This is a genomic window from Phragmitibacter flavus (genome assembly GCF_005780165.1).
In the GTDB taxonomy this organism is placed as follows: Bacteria; Verrucomicrobiota; Verrucomicrobiia; order Verrucomicrobiales; family Verrucomicrobiaceae; genus Phragmitibacter; species Phragmitibacter flavus.
In genome coordinates this window covers 159,465-178,294 of the sequence record NZ_VAUV01000008.1, presented here as the reverse complement: position 1 = coordinate 178,294, position 18,830 = coordinate 159,465, and the positions used below count along the sequence as shown (strand labels likewise).

At 56.7% G+C, this 18,830-nt stretch carries 12 protein-coding genes; 7 read left to right on the top strand and 5 right to left on the bottom strand.

The genetic code is table 11. The annotated features are described in order from the left end of the window. Positions 1-95 precede the first annotated feature (95 nt). From FEM03_RS12100 to FEM03_RS12090, 3 genes are all read left to right on the top strand, one after another. Entirely contained in the window at positions 96-1,544 is a 1,449-nt protein-coding gene (locus FEM03_RS12100) for a CbiX/SirB N-terminal domain-containing protein (protein ID WP_138086526.1), read from the top strand. A gap of 537 nt (positions 1,545-2,081) precedes the next feature. Further along, entirely contained in the window at positions 2,082-5,963 is a 3,882-nt protein-coding gene (smc, locus tag FEM03_RS12095; RefSeq protein ID WP_138086525.1) for a chromosome segregation protein SMC, read from the top strand. 329 nt (positions 5,964-6,292) lie between these two features. Continuing rightward, positions 6,293-7,111, top strand: a complete 819-nt coding sequence (locus tag FEM03_RS12090) for an EF-hand domain-containing protein (RefSeq protein ID WP_138086524.1) — start codon at positions 6,293-6,295, stop codon at positions 7,109-7,111. Between the two features lie 102 nt (positions 7,112-7,213). Here FEM03_RS12090 and FEM03_RS12085 read toward each other — a convergent pair whose 3' ends face one another. After that, positions 7,214-7,423 carry a hypothetical protein gene (locus FEM03_RS12085; RefSeq protein ID WP_138086523.1) on the bottom strand — a complete coding sequence of 70 codons (210 nt, stop codon included), beginning with the start codon at positions 7,421-7,423 and terminating at the stop codon, positions 7,214-7,216. 129 nt (positions 7,424-7,552) lie between these two features. Here FEM03_RS12085 and FEM03_RS12080 point away from each other — a divergent pair, with 129 nt between their 5' ends. After that, the gene (locus tag FEM03_RS12080) at positions 7,553-8,764 is read left to right on the top strand and encodes a magnesium transporter (RefSeq protein ID WP_138086522.1); all 1,212 of its coding nucleotides are present in this window, start codon (positions 7,553-7,555) and stop codon (positions 8,762-8,764) included. 74 nt (positions 8,765-8,838) lie between these two features. Here the strand turns inward: FEM03_RS12080 and cimA are convergent, their stop codons facing one another. The 3 genes from cimA to trpS form a co-directional block, all read right to left on the bottom strand. After that, entirely contained in the window at positions 8,839-10,404 is a 1,566-nt protein-coding gene (cimA, locus tag FEM03_RS12075) for a citramalate synthase (RefSeq protein ID WP_138086521.1), read from the bottom strand. Between the two features lie 375 nt (positions 10,405-10,779). Beyond that, on the bottom strand, positions 10,780-11,031 hold the full coding sequence (locus FEM03_RS12070; protein ID WP_138086520.1) for a DNA-binding protein: 252 nt from the start codon (positions 11,029-11,031) through the stop codon (positions 10,780-10,782). Between the two features lie 95 nt (positions 11,032-11,126). Then, entirely contained in the window at positions 11,127-12,101 is a 975-nt protein-coding gene (gene trpS / locus FEM03_RS12065; RefSeq protein WP_138086519.1) for a tryptophan--tRNA ligase, read from the bottom strand. A gap of 285 nt (positions 12,102-12,386) precedes the next feature. On the opposite strand from trpS, the gene FEM03_RS12060 reads away from it, so the two are divergent. After that, positions 12,387-14,519, top strand: coding sequence for a LamG domain-containing protein (locus FEM03_RS12060; RefSeq protein ID WP_138086518.1), 2,133 nt, complete (start codon positions 12,387-12,389; stop codon positions 14,517-14,519). Between the two features lie 10 nt (positions 14,520-14,529). On the opposite strand, the gene FEM03_RS12055 is transcribed toward FEM03_RS12060, so the two are convergent. Beyond that, positions 14,530-15,324, bottom strand: coding sequence for a dienelactone hydrolase family protein (locus tag FEM03_RS12055; protein WP_425501962.1), 795 nt, complete (start codon positions 15,322-15,324; stop codon positions 14,530-14,532). Between the two features lie 168 nt (positions 15,325-15,492). On the opposite strand from FEM03_RS12055, the gene FEM03_RS12050 reads away from it, so the two are divergent. Both FEM03_RS12050 and FEM03_RS12045 read left to right on the top strand, forming a co-directional pair. Continuing rightward, complete coding sequence (locus FEM03_RS12050; protein ID WP_166442809.1) at positions 15,493-17,370, top strand: glycosyltransferase family 4 protein; 1,878 nt, start codon at positions 15,493-15,495, stop codon at positions 17,368-17,370. Between the two features lie 164 nt (positions 17,371-17,534). Next, positions 17,535-18,800, top strand: a complete 1,266-nt coding sequence (locus FEM03_RS12045; RefSeq protein WP_138086515.1) for a glycosyltransferase family 2 protein — start codon at positions 17,535-17,537, stop codon at positions 18,798-18,800. Positions 18,801-18,830 lie beyond the last annotated feature (30 nt).

The window sequence follows — 18,830 nt, the reverse complement described above, 5'->3', positions numbered from 1 at the left end:
TGATCGATTCAGGTTATTTGGTTCAGCTCTGAAGGCTGGAGCGTAACCATGCTGGCATTGTTTATTCTCATTCAGTCGAACTCCAACCAACCCTCATGCGCGCGCTCCTCATCATCGGTCACGGTTCCACGGTGAACCCTGATTCCAGCACTCCCACCCATCAACATGCCGACGAGATTCGGCGTCGTGGCCTTTATGACGAGGTGGCGTGTGCGTTTTGGAAAGAGGAGCCGTCGATGCGCGAGATTTTTTATCAGCTGCGCAGTCCTGAGATTCACATCGTTCCGAACTTCATCAGTGAAGGGTATTTTTGTCAGCAGATTCTTCCGCGTGAGTTGCGATTGGATGGACCGGTGACGTTTCGCGATGGTCGCTTGATCTATTACACCGATCCGGTGGGCATTCATCCGAGCATGACCAAGCTGCTGCTCAAGCGTGCCGATGAAGTGGCTCCCGGAGTGCCGCGCGGGGAAACCAGTTTGATCATCGTCGGTCATGGCACGACGTTGAACGAGAACTCAACCAAGGCGATTGAAGATCAGGTTGCTCTCATTCGCGATGGCGGACATGGGTTTGCGGAAGTGTTGGGGGCTTACATGGAAGAGCCGCCGTTGGTCGCGAAGTGGCATGAACTGGCCAGCGCTCCGAACGTGGTGGTGGTGCCGTTTTTTATTGCGGATGGATTGCACAGCTACCAGGACATCCCTGTTTTGCTGGGCATTGAAAGCGAGCCTACAGCGGCGCTGAGTCAGAACGATGTGTTTCGCCACAATCCGCACCATCTGTATGGCAAGACCCTTTATTATAGCAGCGCGATCGGCACCGAGGCGTTGATGGCCGATGTCATCTTGGATCAAATTAACGATTTCAAACGCCCTGATCCCGCGCCATCGCCGACGTGGATTGCTCCCGACGAGGGGATTCCTGATGGAACTTTTACGATGGGGCAACTGCACATCGGACCGGCTTCCGGCAAGGAAGGGTGGCTGATTTGTCATGTGGATGATGCGTCGGCATTGGATGATCTGGAGTTGCACACCGATCCGACCGCCGCCCGTGATCTCGGCATTTATGATGATGCAGGGATCTATCGGCCCATCAAAACCGCGCCCAATTTGAAGCGCGGATGGAAGCTGCATCTATCAACGCGGGAGGAACTGCGGCTGGCGATCGATTTTTTCTATCCGGCTGCGCTGGGCCTCTGGGAGCATCGGCAGGCGGGGACTTTGCAACCGGTTTCGCTTCGTGAAACCTTGGGTCGGCAGACCGGCATGTATAAATTTGCCAACACCATCACGGATGAACAGGCGCAGGCGCTGGTGGCGCGGGAGTGTGGGTCCTATGCCAAATGCTCACGGCGTCTGACCTGGAAGCTGGATGACCAGCAGCCGCTCACCCAGATAGCTTTGGAGAAACAGCCGTTGAATGCGGATGATTCCGTTGCTGGTGATGTGGTGCCGTTGTTGTGCGTGGAAGCTTGCACGCATGTCGTGGGTGCCGCCCGTGAGCAGGCGAAGGCGAATTTTCAGGCGGCGAAAAAGTAGCGGTCTGGCATCTGTGGATTCAATGATGGCTCGGAACGTTGAGGTTTCGTGATGGCGAAGCCATAGCAGCCTGTAGCCGGGGGTTGAGCTTGGCGACACCCCCGGTTCAATGATGCAATAAGGTGATCCTGGAGGGATCGCAGCGAGGTGATCCTGGAGGGATCGCAGCGTGGACATTAAGGATCGCGTTTCAGTTCGAGATCGATGCCCATGGCCATCAGGCTGATCTCCACAACGGCGGCCTTGGCTTTGCTGATGGATTTCGATGCTAAAGAGGTGGGAATTGACGCTAAATCCTTGGAACAGAACGGGGAGCAAGGAAAATGGGTTGGACGGCACTGTGTCTATATATTGTGGGGTGATCGACGGAGACACCACAACCTGTTGCGGTTGGAGGCGTTTTTTGTTGCGTGGCGGTCTCTCAGGATTCATAATCATCCCCGCAACCATTCTCAATTTTGACAATGGTGAACCCGTTGGTGAGATGGTGGTCTGTCTTGCTGGTTGGGTTCACAAATCTTCACGCCGCTTTTCCTCATGCATCTCAAGTCTCTCGAAATCCACGGCTTCAAATCGTTTGCTGACAAGACCACGTTTGAATTCCACACGGGCGTGACAGGGATTGTGGGTCCGAATGGCTGCGGCAAATCCAATGTGGTGGATGCGATTCGCTGGGTGTTGGGGGAGACATCGGCGAAGGCATTGCGTGGCGGCGAGATGGCGGACGTCATATTTAACGGGACGGACAAACGCAAGCCGGTGGGCATGGCGGAAGTGACGCTGACGCTGGCGGATTGTGAAGAGGCGCTCAATGTGGAATACAATGAAGTGGCGTTGCAGCGCCGGGTGTTTCGCGATGGACGCAGTGAGTATCGGATCAATGGCACGATCTGCCGGTTGAAGGATTTTCAGGAGTTGCTGGCAGGCACTGGGATTGGCCGTGCGGCTTATTCGGTGATGGAGCAGGGCAAGATCGACATGCTCATCAGTGCGAAACCGGAAGACCGCCGCATGGTTTTCGAGGAGGCGGCGGGGATTACGCGATTCAAGGGGCAGAAGAAGGAGGCTTTGCGCAAGCTGGAGTATACCGAGGCCAACCTGATCCGTGTGGCGGACATCGTGGCGGAGGTCAAACGCCAGATGGGCACCCTGCATCGTCAGGCGCAGAAGGCGAAGCGGTATCAGAGCATCCACAAGGATCTGCGCACGCTGGACATCCATCTCGGCCACAAACATTTCACGGAGTTCAATGCGGAAAAATCCGAGAGCGAGAATCAAATCATCTCGTTGATGACGCAGTTGAACGAGCTGCATCAGAAAATTCACACCAAGGAATCGGAGGTCAGCGAAACTCGCGAGGCCTATCATCAGGTGGAGTCGAGCATCAACACCTTGCGTCAACAGGCACAGGAGCATCGTTCCAAATTGCAGGCGGCGGAAAGCAAAATTGAGTTCAATCGCGAACGTGTGGAAGAGCTGGAAGGCCGCATTCGTCGCAACGAAGAGGACGCGGAGAACAATCGCGAAATGGTGGATCGTCAGCGTCGTGAACTGGCGGCGGCAGATGAGCAGTTTGCGAGCATCCGTCACACGATTGAGAGTCGGCGTTATGATGTGGAAGAGCATCAGGTGGGGCACAACGCGATCATCCCGGAGCGTCAGCAGTTGGAAGTGCAGCGTCGCAATTTGCGCGAAGATTTCCGTCGTTTGGAGAGCGAGGCAGCGTCAGCGGAAGCGCGGGCGCAGAACCTCAGTCAGCAGATGAATGCGGATCGTCAGCGGCACGAGACCTTGCAGCATGACCGACAAAATGCAGCGCGGGATACTGAGGCCAGCCAGCAGGAGTTTGATCATTTGCAGCGTCAGATTGAGGAACAGGAAAGCACCCGCGCGGAGCTGGAGCAGAACCTCAAGGACATCGCGAATCAGATTGCCGAACAGCGTCGTCAGCGCGATTTGCTCACGGAGGAACTGCATCAATTGCAGCGTCAGGGGGCGCAGAAGAAGTCGCGCCTTGAGGCGCTGAGCCAGATCATTGAAAAAGGCGAAGGGCTTGAGCAGGGCACGCAGAATGTCATCAAGGGATTGGATGATCCAGATCGTCTGAAGCCGGCGATCCACGGGATTCTTGCTTCGGCCATTCAGGTGGAGCCGGCCTACATTCCGGCGATTGAAGCAGCGTTGCGGGATCATTTGCAGACCATCCTTCTTGATGACGAGAAGGTGGCCGGAGAGATCATTGAAAAACTCACGGCGGGTCGGCTCGGCAAAACGACTTTGGCCCCGCAATCGTTCTTGCGTGGTCAGCGTGGCAGCGAGCGTCAGTTCATGCCGAACGGTGGCATTGCCTGGGCTTTGGACAAGGTGACGGCGCAGGCACAGGTGCAGCCGTTGATGGAGCGTTTATTGCGTGATGTGCTGATTGTCGCGGATCTGGCGACGGCGTTCCGTCTCAAGGCGGATCATCCCGATCTTTCTTTCGTGACCAACAAGGGCGAGTTGCTGACGGTTCATGGCATTGTTCATGGCGGTGCAACCAAGGATGAGGCGACAAGTGCCTTGCGGCGTGAGACGGAACTGCGCGAGTTGCGCACGGAGTCAGCGGCGTTGGAACAGCAGATTGCCGAGAAGGAACAGTTTCTTGAGGAGCTGGGCTTGAGCCTGGAAGCGAAGCAACGCGCCGAGGCCAATGCGCGGGACAGTGTGCAGCTGAATCGTGAGGCGTTGAGCCAGTTGCAGGGGAAGGTGAGTGTGGTGCAGCGTGCGTTGCAACAGGCGACGGCCAAGCTCGACAGTCTTGAGTGGGAGCAATCGCAGATCAGTGCGCGACTTGCGGAAGCGGAGAATCAGATTGGTCAGCATCGCGAAACGGGCAATTGGGCGACGCGTCAAATTGAGGAAACCCAAGAACGCGAGCGTCAATTGGAAGCACAGATTGAAGCGGTGATCCGGCGTGAGATGGAGTCGACCGAACGCCTCAACGAATTGAAAACGGCTTTGGCGATTGAGACCAATGCGTTGCAAAACATCGAGCAGCAGAAAGCTCCACTGGCGAACCGATTGGAGGAACTGGAAGGCTCGATCAATCGTTACGAGAACGAATGTTTCATCTGGCGTCAGCGCATCGACAGCGCCAATGCGGAAAACGCGCGCTTGCTGGAAGAGACCGAGGAATCGCGTCAGTTGAGCAGTTCTCTTGAAGCGCAGGGATCGGAAGCGGTGGAGCGTCGCAACCAGATGTTTGCTGCGGTATCGAGCATCGAAAGCGAAGTCAACGCGATGCGTAAACGCCAGAGCGAACTCGGCGAACATCGCAGTCGTGCCGAGGTGCAGCAGACGCGCGTGGAACTGAAATTGGAGAATTTGATCGCTCAGATCAGCGAGCGCTACAGCATTCAGTTGGATGCCTTTGAGCCTGATCCGCATGCCCTGTTGCTGGCTCTGTCGGAGCAGCGGAAACATTTTGATCGTGGTGGCCGGAAGCGGAAAGTCGGTAATGAATCGTTCGGATTGGACTCGGGTTCAGCGGAAGATGGCGCGGCGATGGAAGAGCAAGTGGTGGCCGCCGAGGAGACCAGTGAGGTCGTGGCGGAGACAATTCTTGGTGGCGAGTTTGGTGATTTGCCGATCCAATCCGACACCCTTCCCGAACCGGACTGGGATTTGATTCAAGAGATCGTCAATGATCTGCGTCAGCGACTGGAAGGCATGGGTTCGGTGAACCTGGATGCGATCCAGGAGTTTGAAGAATTGGAGGAGCGTCATAACTTCCTCGACACGCAGCACAACGATTTGATCAAGAGCAAGGACGAGCTGTTGCAGGTGATCGCGAAGATCAACGAGACCACGAAAACGATGTTTGTGGAGACGTTTGTGGCCGTGCGCACCAACTTCCGCAGTAACTTCAAAGAACTGTTTGGTGCCGGTGCCCAGGCCGATCTGATTTTGCAGGATGAAAGCGATCCGCTTGAGTGCGGGATCGAGATCATCGCCAAACCGCCCGGCAAAAAACTGCAGAGCATCAGCCTGTTGTCCGGTGGTGAACGCTCGATGACCGCGGTGGCCTTGTTGTTCTCCATCTACATGGTGAAGCCAAGTCCGTTCTGCGTGCTGGATGAGCTGGATGCCCCGCTGGACGAATCCAACATTAAACGCTTCCTGTTGATGCTCGAAAAATTCTTGGTGAACAGCCAGTTCATCATTGTGACCCACAACAAACGGACCATGTCGGTTGCCGATGTGATTTATGGGGTGACCATGCAGGAGTTCGGCGTGAGCAAGCCGGTGGGCGTGCGCATGACGGGAGAGAAGATGTCATTGGAAGATGGACCGACAACGGTGGCTGACACGGTTCGTGGACCGGCGAATGCCAACTCCAAACCGAGCCGCAGCAAGAAGGGTGAGGAGAGTCTGATTTGAATGATGCGTTTGTGATAGTGATACTGGCATTGTTCGCCCACCTGGGTGGTGATCTTGTTTTAGCCATCGTAAGCTGGATCGGCTGATTTAATTCGGCGGAAGTTGCTTTTGGAGTGCTCCGCTCGGCGGAGCTTTCTCACGAATGGTGGACGGCGTTAATTGGAGCGGCAGATATTTGGGGGCAATAGGTCCTGATCCAAAGCGGTGCAGAGCGCCGCACTCCAAAAAGTCCCCTACACCCCGCAGGGATTGAGAGGGACGGCTGGGAAATTTTCGCAACTTATGTCGGGGGGTTGGGTTGAAAGAGGCGTTCATAAACCAAACCAGCCATGAAAAAAACACTGCTTATTTTACCGATTGCTGCCGCGCTGTTGAGTGTGTCTCCAAACTTATTTTCTCAAGAAGATGCCCCCAAACCACCACCGCGGTCGCCGGGAGCTGAGGGGGGGAGGCCTCCGGGAGCTGAGGGGATGCTGAAGCAGTTGGATGCGGATGGCGATGGCAAGGTGACCTTGGAGGAGTTCAAGGCGCATGCCCAGAAAGAGGCGGAACGCCGCTTTGAGATGGTCGACGAAAACAAGGATGGGGTGGTGGAGCAGTCAGAATTTGAGGCGGCGGCACGCAAGATGCGCGAGGCACGTCAGTCACAGGGACAAGGGCAGGGCCAAGGACGTGGTCCGGGTGAGGGCGGTGATCGTCCGGGCGGGTTCCGTCGTCCGGAAGGCGGGCCTCCTCCAGAGGGGATGCGTCGTCCTGAAGGTGGGCGGCCTGAGCGTGGGCCCGATGGGGAACGTTCGCCCGGTGCGCGTCCCGAAGGTGAGCGGGGCGATCGTGGAGATCGCGGTCAGCGTCGTGGTGGCTTTGGTGGCGGCGAAATGCTGCGTGGAATGGACACGAATGGCGATGGCGACATCAGCAAGGACGAGTTCATCGCCAACTCCACGGAGCGGTTCAATCAGATGGACGAGAACAAGGATGGCAAAGTGACCAAGGATGAACTGGAGGCGATTGGGCGCCGCATGCGTGGCGGTGATCGGGGCGAACGCGGTGACGGCGGACCAAGGTCAGAAGGTGAGCGTCCCCCAGGCGACAAAAAACCTGAGGGAGAAGCATCCACCCCAGCTCCTGCGCCAGCACCTGAGAGCTGATCGTTTGATGGAATATTGAATCGGATCCATTGAACGGCGGAGGCTTTGTTGCCTTCGCCGTTTTTTCGGTCGTCAGTCCCGAGCGTGCAGGGCCAGTGACAGCTAACGACCGATGTTCATCGACATGCGCAGGGGAACGGTCGGCCTTGGTGGGCCAAGATGGTTGTCGGGTCGAACGGGTGCTGGTTCGGGGCCGCTGAAGATGTCGCCGCTGATCATCTCCTTCATTCCGCCCTCTGCTTTCATGGACTGGCAGGAGAGCATGCCGATGATGAACAGACAGGTTAATGGGTAGATGAAGAGGAGTTTCATGAGAGGAGTTTGAATGGGTTGACGCTGATGGCATCGAATCGGCGGAGCATGACGGATGTGATCGATTGGGAAAATGGGTAACAATTCCCCGTTGATTGACCATCAGGTGTGACGACACTGTGACCCGTAATGAAAGCTGAAACCCAATCCTTCAATCTGGCGGATGAACTGGTGCAGAGGGCACCTTATGAAGCGGCGGCGCTGTTGGAGGAGCAGGATGATGAGGCGGCGGTGCAGGCGCTGGACACGGTGAATCCCTTGATTGCGCAGCAGATTCTGCATGAGCTGGATGACCGACGGAGGGCCGAACTGCTGGCGGCGGCACCGGTTGAAATGGCGCGCCAATGGATGCGCAACCGTGAGTATCCAGAAGACAGCGTCGGGTGGTTGATGGAACCTCCAGTCGCGGTGTTCCGACCGCACATGACGGTGGGCGAGACGGTGGAGGCGCTGCGCATGTTGACGAAAAAGTCGTTCATCACTTATGGCTATGTGACGGATGAAAACAACAAGCTGGTGGGCGTCCTGGTGATGCGGGATTTGATGTTGTCGGAGTCAGGCAGGAAGCTGCAGGACGTCATGTATACCAATTTGTTTACGCTGGTTCCGGAGATGGAACTGACGGATGCGATGACGGCGGTTTTGAACCGTCATGTGCCGGTTTATCCGGTGTGTAACAGGCAGGGGCATCTGCTGGGGCTGGTGCGCGGGCAGGATTTGTTTGAGGCGCGTGCGATCGAACTTTCGGCTCAGCCGGGTAACATGGTGGGGGTCAATGAAGAGGAGCGTCTGGGCACACCGGTGCGGCGCAGTTTGTGGATGCGGCATCCGTGGTTGCAGGTGAACTTGCTGACGGCGTTCGCGGCGGGGGCGGTGGTGGGATTGTTTCAGGACACGCTGGATCGCGTGGTGATTTTGGCGGCGTTTTTGCCGATTCTGGCAGGTCAAAGCGGCAACACGGGTTGCCAGGCGCTGGCGGTTTGTCTGCGGGGGTTGACCCTGGGGGATCTCAAGCAGGGCGATCAGAAACGACTGTTTGTGAAGGAGGCGGTGCTGGGTTTTTGGAACGGGGTTTTGGTGGGGATCGTGGCCGCTCTGGGCATGTTTGGTTATGCGATGTTCAGCGGTCGTGGAGATGCGTTGATGTTGGCACTGGTGGTGTGGGTGGCCATGGTGGTGAGTTGCGTGGTGAGCGGAGTGGCGGGGGCGCTGATCCCGCTGGTGTTACGCCGTTTTGGTGCGGACCCGGCCACGGCTTCGAGCATCTTTTTGACGACAGCGACCGATGTCATCAGCATGGGCACGTTCCTCGGGCTGGCGACCTTGCTGGTGGATAAATAAATGATGAAGGCGCCAATGGTCGTTTGGGCGACCATTGGAGAATTTCAAGGTAACGCGATCCCAAGAGGATCGGACTACGCGCTTTTGTGGCGGTTGAGGAAGTAGTCGATGCTATCGACAAGGGCTTCCCAACTGGCGTCGATGATGTTGAAGCTGACGCCGACGGTGCCCCAGTGGGTGACGCCATCGGTGCTTTCAATGAGCACTCGGGTCTTGGCAGCGCTACCAGATTTGCTGTCGATGATGCGGACTTTGTAGTCGCAGAGGGTGATTTGGGCGATCTCGGGATAAACCGTGATGAGGGCCTTGCGCAGGGCTTGATCGAGGGCGTTGACGGGGCCGTCGCCTTCTTCGACGGTGTAAACGCGCTGGCCGTTCATATCCATTTTTATGGTGGCTTCGCAGGTCTCGAATCCGCGCACGCCGTGGGTGCGGTGGGTGGTGTGATATTCGAGGAGATCAAAGGTGGGGGTGTATTCGCCGAGGATTTTGCGGATGAGGAGTTCGAAGGAAGCATCGGCGGTTTCGTATTCGTAGCCTTCATTTTCGCGTTGTTTGACGGCATCAAGGATGCCTTTCACGCCGGGAGCGCCGCGGGCGAGTTTGAAGCCGAGCTCATTGGCCTTGTGGAGGATGTTGTCCTGTCCGGAAAGGTCGCTGACCAGAACCACCTGATGGTTGCCGACCGTGGCGGGGGGAATGTGTTCGTAGCTGCGCGAGAGTTTCTGGACGGCATTGACGTGGGTGCCGCCCTTGTGGGAGAAGGCGCTGCTGCCGACGAAAGGGGCGCGGGGAAAGTGGGGGAGGTTGGCGACGTCGTCGACGTATTTGGAGAGCTCGGTGAGCTTGGTGAGATCGGGAACAACTTCGATGCCCATCTTCAACTGGAGGTTGGGGATGATGGTGGTGAGGTTGCAGTTGCCGGTGCGTTCGCCGTAGCCGTTGATGGTGCCTTGAACCTGGGTGGCTCCGGCGCGGATGGCGGCAAGGGCGTTGGCGACGCCGAGTCCGCCGTCATCATGGGTGTGGATTCCGATGGCGGCATCGGGAAAACGTTCACGAACCTTGCTGACGATGTCGGCGATTTCATCGGGCAGGCATCCACCGTTGGTTTCGCAGAGAACGAGCATGTCGGCCCCGCCTTCAAGGGCGGCGGCGAGGGTGGAAAGAGCGTATTCGGGTTCGTCTTTGTAACCGTCGAAGAAATGTTCGGCGTCGTAGATGACCTCGCGTCCCGCCTCTTTGCAGAAGCGGACGGTGTCGCGGATCATGGCGCGGTTTTCGTCCGGGGTGGTGCGCAGCACTTCGGTGACGTGCATGAGCCAGCTTTTTCCGTAGAAGGTGACGACGGGGGTGTCGGCTGCCAGCAGGGTGAGCACCTGGGGATCTTCATGGACGGCGATGCCGGCGCGACGGGTGCTGCCGAAGGCGGCGATCTTGGAAGTTTTAAAGGTTTCGTTTTTGGCGAGGTTGAAGAATTCGATGTCTTTGGGGTTGGAACCTGGCCAGCCGCCTTCAATGTAATGAACGCCGAATTCGTCGAGTTGATGGGCGATACGAAGTTTGTCGAGGGAACTGAAGTTGACGCCTTCACCCTGGGTGCCGTCGCGCAGGGTGGTGTCGTAGAGGGAGAATTTCATGGAGATGATGAGAAGAAAAGCAGAGACAATGAGATAAATGGAGTGGCTTGGGCCGCAACAAAGGGAAGGCCTATTCCCTGGTTGATCGAGGAGATGGGCTTCCGGCACAGATGGACGCTCTCAGGCGCAGCGGAAGCCCGGGGTAATTCGATGGGTGCCAATGGTGGCTCGGCGGATCATGGGAGCGAGATCCTAGCGTGTTTTTATTGGCTGACAAGAAGTTTTGGGGCGATGGAAAATTTCCATCGCGGGCCTGGGAGGCGGGCAGATTCCCGATTAGCCGGTCAACACGGATTGACGGTCAAGAATGAAGGTTCAGCTTGGCGCTGATTCTGACGGGACAGGAATGTCCCTACTCCTGAAATGTTGGTGGGGCTATTCGCCGCCGTTCGAATCGCGACTGACTTGAAGGATGCGCTCCAAGGCGTCCAAAAAGTCTTCTGCGTGCTCCATGGGGAGCATGATGGTGTCTCGCCGACCACGCACGTCTTCTGTGATCTTGATAAAACGACCGCGGTCGTTCTCTTTTAGATCGAGAAAGAAAATTTTCCTGTCGCCCACGATCTTCTCGCTGTGCAACGGAGGAGTGCCGCGTTGCGGCTCGTCACCATACCCAAACATACTCATCTTGCCTTGTGTTCCTTTAAGTTAGACGGGAGTTTAGGAGGCGTTTGGCGGGTTTGTCAACAAATTCGTCATATTAGCGAAATTGATGAGTCCAACTACTTTGCGGAAGAGAGGCCGACGGCGTCCCGGACGCGGTCAATAGTCTGCCGGGCGACGGCGCGGGCTTTGCTGGCACCGTGCTGGAGCACGTCTTCAACATAACCGGGCTTGGCGAGGATGGTCTCGCGTTGTTCGCGGGCTTCGGCGAAGAAGTCCCACAGCTTGGAAAGAAGGCGTTTTTTGAAGTCGCCGTAGCCGGTGCCGCCGCGTTGGAAGTCGGCGACCAGTTCGTCGTATTCAGTGTCGTTGGCGACGAGCCGGTAGAGCTGGAGGATGAAGCTGCCTTCGGTGGGTTTGGGGTCTTCAACCGGGGTGGCATCGGTGACGATGCGCATGATTTTTTTCTTCAGTAATTTCTCGTCTTCAAAAAGGCTGATGGTATTGCCATAGCTTTTGCTCATTTTTTGGCCGTCGAGTCCGGGGACGATGGCAGAGGCTTCGCGGATGCGGGCGGTGGGGAGTTTGAGGGTGTTTTCGCCGAAGGTGAGGTTCATCTTGGTGGCGATGTCACGCGCGATTTCAAGGTGCTGCTTCTGGTCTTTGCCGACGGGGACGATGTCGCTGTCGTAGATGAGAATGTCGGCAGCCATCAACACGGGATAGGTAAAAAGGCCGGTGCTGGGAGTGAATCCGCGGGCGGTTTTGTCCTTGTAGCTGTGCGCGTTTTCGAGCATCGGAACGGGGGTGACGCAGGAGAGAATCCAGGCGAGTTCGGTGTGCTCGGGGACGTCGCTCTGGCGAAAAAAGGTGCTCTTGTTAGGGTCGAGTCCACAGGCGAGGAAGTCGATGGCGAGATTGTAGACATTATCGCGGAGCTCGGCGGCATTGTGGATGACGGTGAGCGAGTGGTAGTCGGCAATGAAATAATAAGCGTCGCCTTCGTGCTGAAGCTGCAGGGCGGGTTGCATCATGCCGAAATAGTTGCCGATGTGAAGTCGGCCGGTGGGTTGGAGTCCTGAGAGGATGCGCATGGGAGGGGCGAAAGTGCTTGCGACGGGACGAATGTCAACTTATGGACTTTTGGTGACTGCGAGCCCTCCATCGACGCTTGACCTTCATTTGCATGGCAGCCGAAGTGTTGCCTGCAAGGGTTTGTGTGTTCCGCCTTAGCCGAACGAAAGGGATATTTTTTGGTCCAATCACGTTCCTGCCACGGGGTTGACTCTCGTGATGCGCCCATATCACCTGCCTGACATCGAGATGCACGAACGGGCGGCGGCAACCATTTAACGCAATCTTCAGTTTTTTATTTTCTCATGATATTCCGCAATTTTTGTTTGGTTCTTCTGTCAATCTCGCTGCTTTCCTCGTGCAAAGAGGAGGACAAACCGAGGGAGGAGGAGTCGGCGAAAAAGAAAACGTCTGATCCGATTCTGGAGCAGCAGGACAAGGAATTAAGTAACAAGCTTGAAGGATTTACCGGCAATCACACCCGTGTGGTCTGGGCGGTGCAGGAGAAGGAGGACAGGGCTGACCCTTTTGCCGTGGGGAAGAACAATTTGTTGCGAGGCATTGATTCCCGCGATGGCCGAGGGGTGCGTGATCTGGTGGAAAATAAAGGAAATTATGCGCGGCCTTTGCTGTCAGTCGATGGCACGGTGATTCTCTACACGGACAAGAACATCGAACGCGGGGAGGGCAGCGAGAAGAGTTACAAGCCGGTGATCTACCGCATCGGATGGGAAGGGGGCGAGGGGGAGAAACTGGCGGACGGGTATGCGTTGGACACCTGGGTGGACGCAGCGACGGGAATTGAGTGGGTGTATGCGGCGGATGGTTTGATCACTTCAACGCGCATTGCATTGGAGGCGAAACGGTTGATTCGCTTTCCCCTGAAGGAGCCGGGCAAGGTGGAGCTGGTGTATGATGAGACGCCGATCGGGACGGACAATTTGCAGTTGTCACGAGATGGGACGAGGGCGAGCGGGTTGTTTCCGTGGCCGCACTGCGGGGTTTTTCACATCAAGGACGGCAAGTGGAAGGCGGAGAAAAAAACGACCGGCTGCTGGCCATCGATCGCGCCGGACAACAGCGGGGTATCGTGGGTTTTTGATGGGGGGCATCGCAATGGATACATGTTTGCGGATGATGGGCGTCCGGGATGGGAGATGGCGTTGAACACCGACAAGGCAATGAAAAACGCGGAGGTGTATCATCCTCGATGGAGCAATCACGCGCGGTTTGTGGCGATCACAGGGCCGTATATCAAAACGAAGAATGAGTCGGGTTCAGTGATCGGCAAGGGCGGCTCGAAGGCCGATGTGTTTGTAGCGAAATTGAATGAATCGGCAACGGAAGTGGAGGCGTGGTTTCAGCTGACTGATGACAAAAAAGGGGAGTCGTATCCTGATGTGTGGATTGCGGGTGGTGAGACGGTGAATCTGGCAGGGTATGGCATTGGCAAGGATGATGGGACACCCAAAGTGGCAGAGTGGCCGACAGTGAACGAGGGGTTGTTGTTGATGTGGAAGGATCGCGAGGCTTTGAACAGTTTTCAAACGCGAGCTGGCGAGAAGCAGGAGACCCGGCTTGAGGGGCATGGTGCGGCGCGGTTTGGGCGGTTCAGTGAATTGACCCTGGACGGTGGCTGGTATGAGGTGGCGGCGGATTCGGCGTGGCCGGTGGTGAAGCATGTGGGGAACGGCGGGGATTTTACGTTGGAGGCGGTGGTTTATCCTGGCGCAGCCGCGGCAGAGGGCAACTTGTGGCGTGGCGGCGGAGTGGGGCTGAAGTGGGAGGATGGTGCCTTGCTGGCAGGGGATAAATCGGGTGCGAAGAAATCGGCCAAAGTGCTGCCTTCGAAGGCGTTTCATTTGTTGGTGACGAGAAAAGCGGGGATGATGGCCGTGTGGGTGAATGGGAAATCGTTGGCGTTGGATCAAGAGACGAATCTTGCCTTGTCAGAGCAGTCATCAAGCTTGGTGGGTGGTGATTGGGATGCGGGGCTGGGTCGGTTGGCGGTTTATGATTTGGCATTGACTGACGAGGAGATCGACCGGGCGGCGCAAGCGGCGGCGGCTCATCTCAGCAAACTCCCTCCGCCTCCGTTGCGGGTCATAATGCGGGCGAAGTTGGTCGAGGAATCAGCAATGCCAACGGCAGAAGGCATTGATCCTTACACAAGCTCGCTGGTCGCTTATGTGTATGAGGTGGAAGAGGTGCTTGAAGGGGAATTTGAAGACAAGCAGGTGCTGGTGAAGCACTGGGGCATGCTGGGTCGCAAACCGGTGGCGGGACTTCCGCGCGAGGTGGGCAAGAGTTATGAGTTGATCATCGAGATGGAGTCTGAACACCCTTATTTGCAGGGGGAACGGGTGATGGACGACACCGAGGGTGGACTCGAATTGTCGCCATGGATCGATGTGGAACCACCGCGGGTAGTGGACTGATTGGATTTGGCTATTTGGAATTTTCCAATGCGTCTTTGAAGAAACGCTGCATGGAGACCCAGGACTTGGCATCCGCCCGCGAGTTGTAGGCGGCGCCTTTGCTGTTGTCGCTGCCCGCGTTTTTCTGGGTGAAGCTATGCACGGCGTCGGGGTAGGCGATGAATTCATAGGTGACCTTGGCGTCATCCATTTCCTTCTTGAAAGCTTCGACTTCGGCGGCGGGGACGTAGGGATCGTCAGCGCCGTGGCACACGAGAACCGGGCACTTGATATTTTTGGCATCTTGTGGAGTCGGCGTGCCGAGGTTGCCGTGGAAGCTGACCACGCCGAGCACTTCAGCGCCGCTGCGGGCAACCTCGAGAGCCCCGGTGCCACCGAAGCAGTAGCCGATGACAAAAACCTTGGAGGGATCGGTATGATCATCCTTTTTCAAGGTGTCGAGCGCAGCGAGCAGGCGTTCGCGGTAAAGGGTGCGGTCTTGCTTGTATTTCCCGGCTTCTTTGCCGGATTCGGGTGGCTGGGGGCGGATGCCTTTGCCATAAATGTCGGCAGCCAGCACGTTGTAACCCAGTCCGGCGAGCATGTGGGCGCGCATTTTTTCGTTGTCGGAAACGCCGGTCCACTGATGGATGATGAGCACGGCGGGTCGCTTGCCGGTGACCGCTTGGTCGTAGGCATGCCAGCCTTCGCAGAGGGTTTTACCGGCCTTGTATTCGAGGGCGCTGGCGACGATGTCCTGCTTGGCAACTGCGGAAATGGGGGTGGCCAGCGAGGCAAAAATTCCGATAACACAGGCAGAAATCATTTTCATTTCGATAGAGTGTCAAAAGCTGGGATTATGAACAAGGAAAATTCTCGATGAGTTCATGGTTGCGATGGGGTTGGCGAGAGTTGGCGCCGTTTCGACAAGCAATGCGCGTGAGCATCAATGGCTTGCAATCCCCGGGGTTGCTGCGAAATGCTAGGCTTTTCCATGCCTGCCCGCATTGCCTATCTTTACAGTCGTTATCCGGTGGTTTCCCAGACTTTTTGCGATTCAGAAATGCTGGCGCTGGAAGCCCTTGGCTTTGAGCTTGAGGTGGTTTCGTTGAATCCGCCGCCGGACTCGTTTCGGCATGAGCGGCTTGATCGCCTGCAGGCGGAGATTCATTATCCGGCCCCTGATGCGGTGTTGAACGCGCAGGCGGCAACGACTGAATTTGAGGCGGCGCTGGGGCCGTTGATCCGGGAGCATGATGAGAAATACGGCAAGGGTTTCAAGGCGGAAATCCGCGCCCGCAATGCCTGGCACGCGGCGAAACGGTTGAGGAAGCTGGGAATTGGTCACGTGCATGTTCACTTTGCCAACCGGGCCACGCACTCGGCACTTTTCCTCAAGAGGTTGGGATTCACGTTCAGCTTCACGGCCCATGCCCAGGATTTCATGGTGGATCTGGGCAGCGACGACCTGTTGCGCGAGATGGTGGATGAGGCGGCTTTTGTGGTGACGGTGAGCGATTTTTCGCGGCAGTTGCTGCTGTCGATGTGTCCCGGCCACGACGCGAAGACGGTGCGCATTTACAACGGCATCGAATTGAACGATTTTCCTTATGCGAACGCTCGCGATGAGGGAGCATTGCGGGTGGTCAGTGTGGGTCGGTTGATCGAGTTCAAAGGGTTTCAGCATTTGATTGGCGCGGTGCGATTGTTGAAAGACCAGGGGGTGAATATTCAGGCCCGCATTGTTGGGGAAGGTCCGCTCCGGGCCAGTTTGGAGGCGTTGATTGCCAGTCAAGAAGTGGCTTCCCAAGTGACGCTGCTTGGTCCGCTGAGTCAGGAAAACATCAAAAGGGAGCTGGCGGCGGCCCATGTTTTTGTGCATCCGGGCATTGTTGATCAGAAGGGGGCGTCTGACATTTTGCCGACGGTGATCACGGAGGCCATGGCCTGCTGTCTGCCAGTGGTGAGCACGACGGTGGCCGGCATTCCTGAAATGGTGGTGCATGGCGAAACCGGGCTTCTCACCGAACCAGGAGATGAGCGGCAACTGGCGGATGCGTTGATACAGATGATGAGGCATCCGTCCCAGCGGCGCGAAATGGGAAGGGCTGGCCGGTGCCGCGCGGAGACCCGGTTCATGTTGGATGGCGGAGATGGGGGAGGCACGGCGAGACAGATCGCGCAGTTGTTTGAACGGACGATGGAGGGTCGCGAAGAGGCGCCCCGGGTGATGGCACCGGTGGCTTATTTTATTGAAGCCGGGGATCTGTATGAGGTGGGGGATTTGCCGGTTGATGAACGGTTGCGATGCATTGCGGCGGGCGTTGAAAAGAAATCGGCATTGCCTGCCCACGACATGGAATATGTGCCCGACGCGGTGGTGCTGGAGTCCTTGTGGTTGCGTTATTCCTACTGGCGTCAGCAGGTGGAGAAACTGCGCAGCCAGTTTGGTGATGCCATCACGGGGGAGAATTTTTATCGCGATGTCCGGCGTGCTTTCTGGCTGGCGGAAAACCTGCCGAAACGAGGCGTGAAACATTTGCATGCGTTTCGCAGCAATGCACTGGTCACCGTCTGGTTGTGGAACAAAATCACCGGATTATCGATCAGTGCCGCGATTGAAGAAAATCCAACGCTCAGCCGCAGCCTGTTGCAGAAACTGCTGGCGGAGATTGAACTGACCAGCATCGCCGATCCCAAACTGGCGGACGCCTCGGGTGCCGATGCTTTGCAGTTGCTGCATCCGCCGGATCACCGCACCATCCAAATGGGGCCGATCAAGCTGAAAAAGCGGGTGGTGGTCGCGAAAGTGGATCGCAAACCCGTTGAGAAAGCTTGGTTGGAGAGGATTCTGCAACATCTCCATGCTTAGGTTGCTGGCGTTTTTTGGGTTGGATGGCAAAAATTGGAGGGGTTCAAACAAGCAATACTCACTCTAGCCCCTTGATGTGCGGGTAGACACTGATTATAATCCCTCGAAAATAGCCCGGATATAGGCCCTGGTCCCAGCGGTTGTTTTTGCTTCCCCGCCTTTTCATGTCCGAGCGAATCGCTGTCATCATCCCCTGTTACAATCACGCAGCCTACATCGGCGCGGCCATCGAATCTGTTCTTGCTCAGAGTCGCAGGGCCGACCGTATTTTGGTGATCGATGATGGCTCGAAGGATGGTTCCGAAAAAGTCGTGATGCAATACCTGCCGCATGGGGTGGAGATGTGGGGTCGTGAGAACCGGGGTGCGCACTGCACGTTGAACGAACTGGTGCGTCAGGCGGCCAAGGATTGTGAGTTCGTCCAAATCCTCAATTCTGACGACCGCCTGCTGCCCGACCGGTTGGAATTTTGTCTGCAAAAGGCCAATCAGTTTGCCGCGAAATCCGTTTTTGCCACGGGCCTGCAAGTGATTGATGGAGCGGGGCAAATCATGCCGCCTGATGCACCGCGCGCACGCTGGTTCCATGGGGCCTGGAGCCTTGGACAACAGGACGGCATCACCCTGCAAGAATGGCTGGGCCAGGCCAACTTTGTCGCCACCACCACCAACGTTTTTGCGCGCACCGAATACCTGTTGGGAAATCCGTTCCGGCCTTATCGTTATAATCACGACTACTTTTTCCTGGCGACTGCAGCGTTGGAGAACCAGCTCAGCGTGGACCCGGCGGTGCATGTGGAATACCGGGTTCACGGTAGCAACACCATTGCCACCAAACCCGCGCCATTGATGCGGGAAATGTTGAGGCTGCATCTCGACCTCTACCGCACCCACGCTGCGGCGCTGCGTGAGCGTCCCTCGATGAGGCACCGCTTTTTTGATTTTGTCCGTGGTTCGTGCAGCAGCATCAGCAGTCTTCACGAAGGCATGTTGCAGGTGGCGCTGGCGCAGTTGATCACCAGCCAGAGCGATGAGCAGATTGAACTGCTTTGTGCAGGGCTCAATGGTCCGGAGTTTGAGGTGTTTCCCAATCACACGCTGGCCGGGGCTTACGATGGCAAAAACAATCTCAACGCCGGCGTGGTGCTTGGAAAGCGATTGGAAACCCTCAAGGAAGAGATGGTGCGGGTGAAGCTCGACCGCGACAGTCTCGAAAAGATTGCCCGCTGTCGGCAGAAGCTTTTGAAGTGTCCGTGGGTGCGGTTCGGACTGTTCCTTGGCATCGGCAGGCCGCTCACTGCCAACATGGGCAAAAACGTTACCGAGAAACTGCTTTATTTGAGCACCACCTGTCGCAATCACTGGTGGTTGCGACTGGGGGCCAAGCTGCGCTTTCCGCTTTCCAGGGAACTTCGCGAAGGGGATTATTGATTGCCCCCCTCGTCTTTCACGTTCGACATT

Excerpts from the sequence above, each read along its gene's own strand:
- FEM03_RS12045 (WP_138086515.1), top strand. The coding sequence starts at position 17,535 with ATGTCCGAGCGAATCGCTGTCATCATCCCCTGTTACAATCACGCAGCC.
- smc (WP_138086525.1), top strand. The coding sequence starts at position 2,082 with ATGCATCTCAAGTCTCTCGAAATCCACGGCTTCAAATCGTTTGCTGAC.
- FEM03_RS12055 (WP_425501962.1), bottom strand. The coding sequence starts at position 15,324 with ATGATTTCTGCCTGTGTTATCGGAATTTTTGCCTCGCTGGCCACCCCC.
- FEM03_RS12070 (WP_138086520.1), bottom strand. The coding sequence starts at position 11,031 with ATGAGTATGTTTGGGTATGGTGACGAGCCGCAACGCGGCACTCCTCCG.
- FEM03_RS12080 (WP_138086522.1), top strand. The coding sequence starts at position 7,553 with ATGAAAGCTGAAACCCAATCCTTCAATCTGGCGGATGAACTGGTGCAG.
- cimA (WP_138086521.1), bottom strand. The coding sequence starts at position 10,404 with ATGAAATTCTCCCTCTACGACACCACCCTGCGCGACGGCACCCAGGGT.
- FEM03_RS12085 (WP_138086523.1), bottom strand. The coding sequence starts at position 7,423 with ATGAAACTCCTCTTCATCTACCCATTAACCTGTCTGTTCATCATCGGC.
- FEM03_RS12100 (WP_138086526.1), top strand. The coding sequence starts at position 96 with ATGCGCGCGCTCCTCATCATCGGTCACGGTTCCACGGTGAACCCTGAT.
- FEM03_RS12060 (WP_138086518.1), top strand. The coding sequence starts at position 12,387 with ATGATATTCCGCAATTTTTGTTTGGTTCTTCTGTCAATCTCGCTGCTT.
- FEM03_RS12050 (WP_166442809.1), top strand. The coding sequence starts at position 15,493 with ATGCCTGCCCGCATTGCCTATCTTTACAGTCGTTATCCGGTGGTTTCC.
- trpS (WP_138086519.1), bottom strand. The coding sequence starts at position 12,101 with ATGCGCATCCTCTCAGGACTCCAACCCACCGGCCGACTTCACATCGGC.
- FEM03_RS12090 (WP_138086524.1), top strand. The coding sequence starts at position 6,293 with ATGAAAAAAACACTGCTTATTTTACCGATTGCTGCCGCGCTGTTGAGT.